This is a genomic window from Geminicoccus flavidas, assembly GCF_009806515.1.
Taxonomy (GTDB): Bacteria; Pseudomonadota; Alphaproteobacteria; order Geminicoccales; family Geminicoccaceae; genus Geminicoccus; species Geminicoccus flavidus.
This window is the reverse complement of the sequence record NZ_WUJP01000631.1, coordinates 1-2,894: the sequence shown is the minus strand read 5'-3', so window position 1 is coordinate 2,894 and position 2,894 is coordinate 1. Positions and strand designations below refer to the sequence as shown.

At 70.9% G+C, this 2,894-nt stretch carries 3 protein-coding genes; all 3 read right to left on the bottom strand.

The window, feature by feature from the left end:
• Positions 1 to 299: 299 nt before the first annotated feature.
• Positions 300 to 1,532 carry a polysaccharide biosynthesis protein gene (locus EQG76_RS17790; protein ID WP_159715728.1) on the bottom strand — a complete coding sequence of 411 codons (1,233 nt, stop codon included), beginning with the start codon at positions 1,530 to 1,532 and terminating at the stop codon, positions 300 to 302.
• Positions 1,529 to 2,635, bottom strand: a complete 1,107-nt coding sequence (locus EQG76_RS17785) for a glycosyltransferase family 4 protein (protein ID WP_159715727.1) — start codon at positions 2,633 to 2,635, stop codon at positions 1,529 to 1,531. Before EQG76_RS17785 ends, EQG76_RS17790 begins: the two co-directional genes overlap by 4 nt.
• Positions 2,632 to 2,894, bottom strand: a 263-nt coding sequence (locus EQG76_RS17780; protein ID WP_159715726.1) for a hypothetical protein, incomplete at its 5' end; no start/stop codon positions are given. The genes EQG76_RS17785 and EQG76_RS17780, both read right to left, overlap by 4 nt.

The window sequence follows — 2,894 nt, the reverse complement described above, 5'->3', positions numbered from 1 at the left end:
AGCGTCACCGACAGATGCTCCAGCTCCAGTTCCGGTGTGCGCACCCGGCGGCCGCGGAACGGGGTGACGTTCGTCCGCGCGCGCTCGTGCCGGAGCGACGAAGCCGCCTGGTGGAGCAGATCGTGCAGGTTGCGGGTCGAAGCAGCCATCGGTCTTCTCCAGGCACCGGCCGTTCCATTCCTGGAGCCGTTCGGCAGCCATCTGATCCATTTCCCTCTGCCTGAATGAATAACCATCAACCTGAATCAGGCACAACTATTATCGTTTCGGATTCGATTAGAGTTTGGATGCAAATGCCCTCATGATTTGAATGGCATTTTAGCAATTCCGGATCGACCTCGGAACCGGATCCAGAAGTCGTCAGAACTGACCAACAGCACGAGGCGCAGCAGTTCCACTAGCCCACGGAGCAGCACCACGCTCTCCAGGCCAAGCCGGGCTGCCGCCAGGAGCTGCAGGGGCCAGCTGACCGCCTGGCTCACGAGCTGCGCCAGCGCCACCCGCCCTGCCCCGCCCCCGGCGGCCACCAGCGCCGCGCGCACCGCGGTGACATGCACCAGCGCCACATAGAGTGTCGCCGGCGGCAAGAGGTCGGCTGCTGCCAACCATTGGGCGCCGAACAGCCGCAGCAGCAGGCTCGGTCCCAGAATCGCCAGGGCCGCGGCCACCGTGCCACCCAGCAGCAGGGCGTCGAGCAGGACCCGGCGGGCACGCGCGGGCGCCATCGCAGCCCCCCGGGCCAGCCACCACTGGGCGGCGGCCTGGGCGCCCAGCGTCGCGGTCTGGGCGATCGTCATGGCCAAGCCGAATGCGCCGGCTGCCTCGGTACCGAGCATCCAGGCGACCGCGATCAGGTCAGCCGACAGCGCCACCTGGTTCGCCGCCGTCACCAGGAAGAACGGGGTGCCGGCCTTGAGCAGCCTGCGGGTGCGTAGCCGCATGCGCCCGGGCACGGGTGCCGGGGCGCGCCGCCATTCGGCGGCACCGGCCAGTGCCGCGCCCGCCCAGCCGATCAGCGTCGCCAGGGCCAGGTCGCCCACCGCCAGCGGTGCCGGCAGCACGGCGATGGCAGCCAGGAACAGGGCTGGGCGGGCCATGAGGCCGAGGCTCGCCGGCAGGGCGCTGCCGCGCACCAGGCCTACCCAGTCGAGGTTCAGGGCGATCATGGCCAGCGCCGCGGCGAGGCACAGCGCAGCACCGGCCAGCTCCGGTCGCCAGGCGACAGTACCACCCACCAGCAGGACGCCGGACAGGACGAGCGGCACGAGCCGGGCGCACAGGACATCGCGCACGAGGCCCGGGCAGGCCTGACTCAGGCGGCCGCCCTCCACCAGTGCCACACTGCGCAGGCCCCATTCCGCCAGATGCTGGCACCAGCCGAAGCCGGCGAACAGCACGAGCCAGATCCCCCATTCGGCCGGCCCCAGTGCCCGAGCCGCGAGCGTGGTGCCGGCAAGACCCATGCCGGCAGCCGCGAGCCTGGCCCCGCCACCTACTAGAATGGCGGACAACGCACCGGCGCGTTCGCTCACGCTCCGTCCTGAACGGCGCGATAGAGGCTCAGCAGGGGTGCCATCAGGCGCTGCTCCAGGTCGCCGCCCAGCCGGTCCGAGGGGCGATAACCGCCCTCGGCGATCAGGCGCGCCATCACGCGCGTCGCTTCTGCCAGCTCCTCCGGGTCATCCCGGCAGATCAGGCCACTGCCGGCCGCTATCCAGCGCCGCACATCGCCGACATCGCAGGTTACGACCGGACGGTGGCGCAGCAGCGCTTCCTTCACCACGGTAGGCGAGGCCTCGTAGCGGCTGGTCACCAGCAGGAGGTCATGAGCGTCGATCAGCCGGGCGACTTGGTCATGGGGGACCAGTCCGGCCATGACGATCCGGTCGCGCACCGGGCTGTCCTGGATGCGCCGCTCCAGCCGCCCGCGCTGGCTACCCTCGCCCGCGATCGTCAAGGTCCAGCCTGCCCCGCCCGTAGCGCAGAGCCGCTCCAGCACCTCGACCGCCCGCTCTGGCTGCTTCTGGCGCTCCAGGCGTCCCAGGAACAGGAGGCGCGAGCACCTCTTGGGTGCCGCCGCCGGCACCTCCGACAGCCGGGCGTGGTCGAGTGCCGCCGCCATGACGAGAGCCTCGGCAAAGGGCGGTCCCACCACGGTCCGCGCCAGTTCCAGGCGGTCACGCTCGCTCACGCAGACCAGCCGGTCGGCCCGGCGTACCGCCGCGCGCTCCAGCAGCTTCATCGCCCAGCGCAACGGCCGTGCAGAGCGCCCGAGCAGCCCGTCCAGCACCCGGCCGCTGACATTGTGATAGGTGATCACTACCCGGCCGCGGCGCGGGCAGAGCAGGTATTTCGGCCAGGCCGCGTAGTTGCGGTGGAAATGGAAGACGTCGTCCGGCCCGATCCTGTGCCGGTTGCGCCAGAACCAGCCCCACAGCGCCAGGTACCAGCGCCCGAAATGGGAGGTGCGCGAGATATAGTCGACCTGCGGGTGCGAGCGGTGCTGCAGCCGGGCCGCTACCAGCTGCCAGTCCAGGCCGGAGTCCGACAGCGCGCGGAAGATGCCGCGGAAATGCTCGGCTCCACCACCCTGGTCGGCCGCCAGCGGATCGTTGGCGTAGAAGACCCGGATCACCCGCTGGCCCTCCAGCCGCCCGGCTCCGGTGCGAGTCCGACCAGGCGGTCCAGGAAGCGGTCGGCGGCTTCCAGGCTCGCATCGTTCTGCAGGACCGGGAGGTGCAGCCGGTCGGCCAGCAGCCGGTAGCAGGCGCGGCGGCGCAGGAGCTTCGGATCCATCAGCGCATCGGGCCGGCTGGCCCCGATCAGGAGCGGCTCGCGGTCGACCAGCACCACGAGTGCCGGCTGCGGCAGGCCTGCGAGGAGACGGGGGGCCA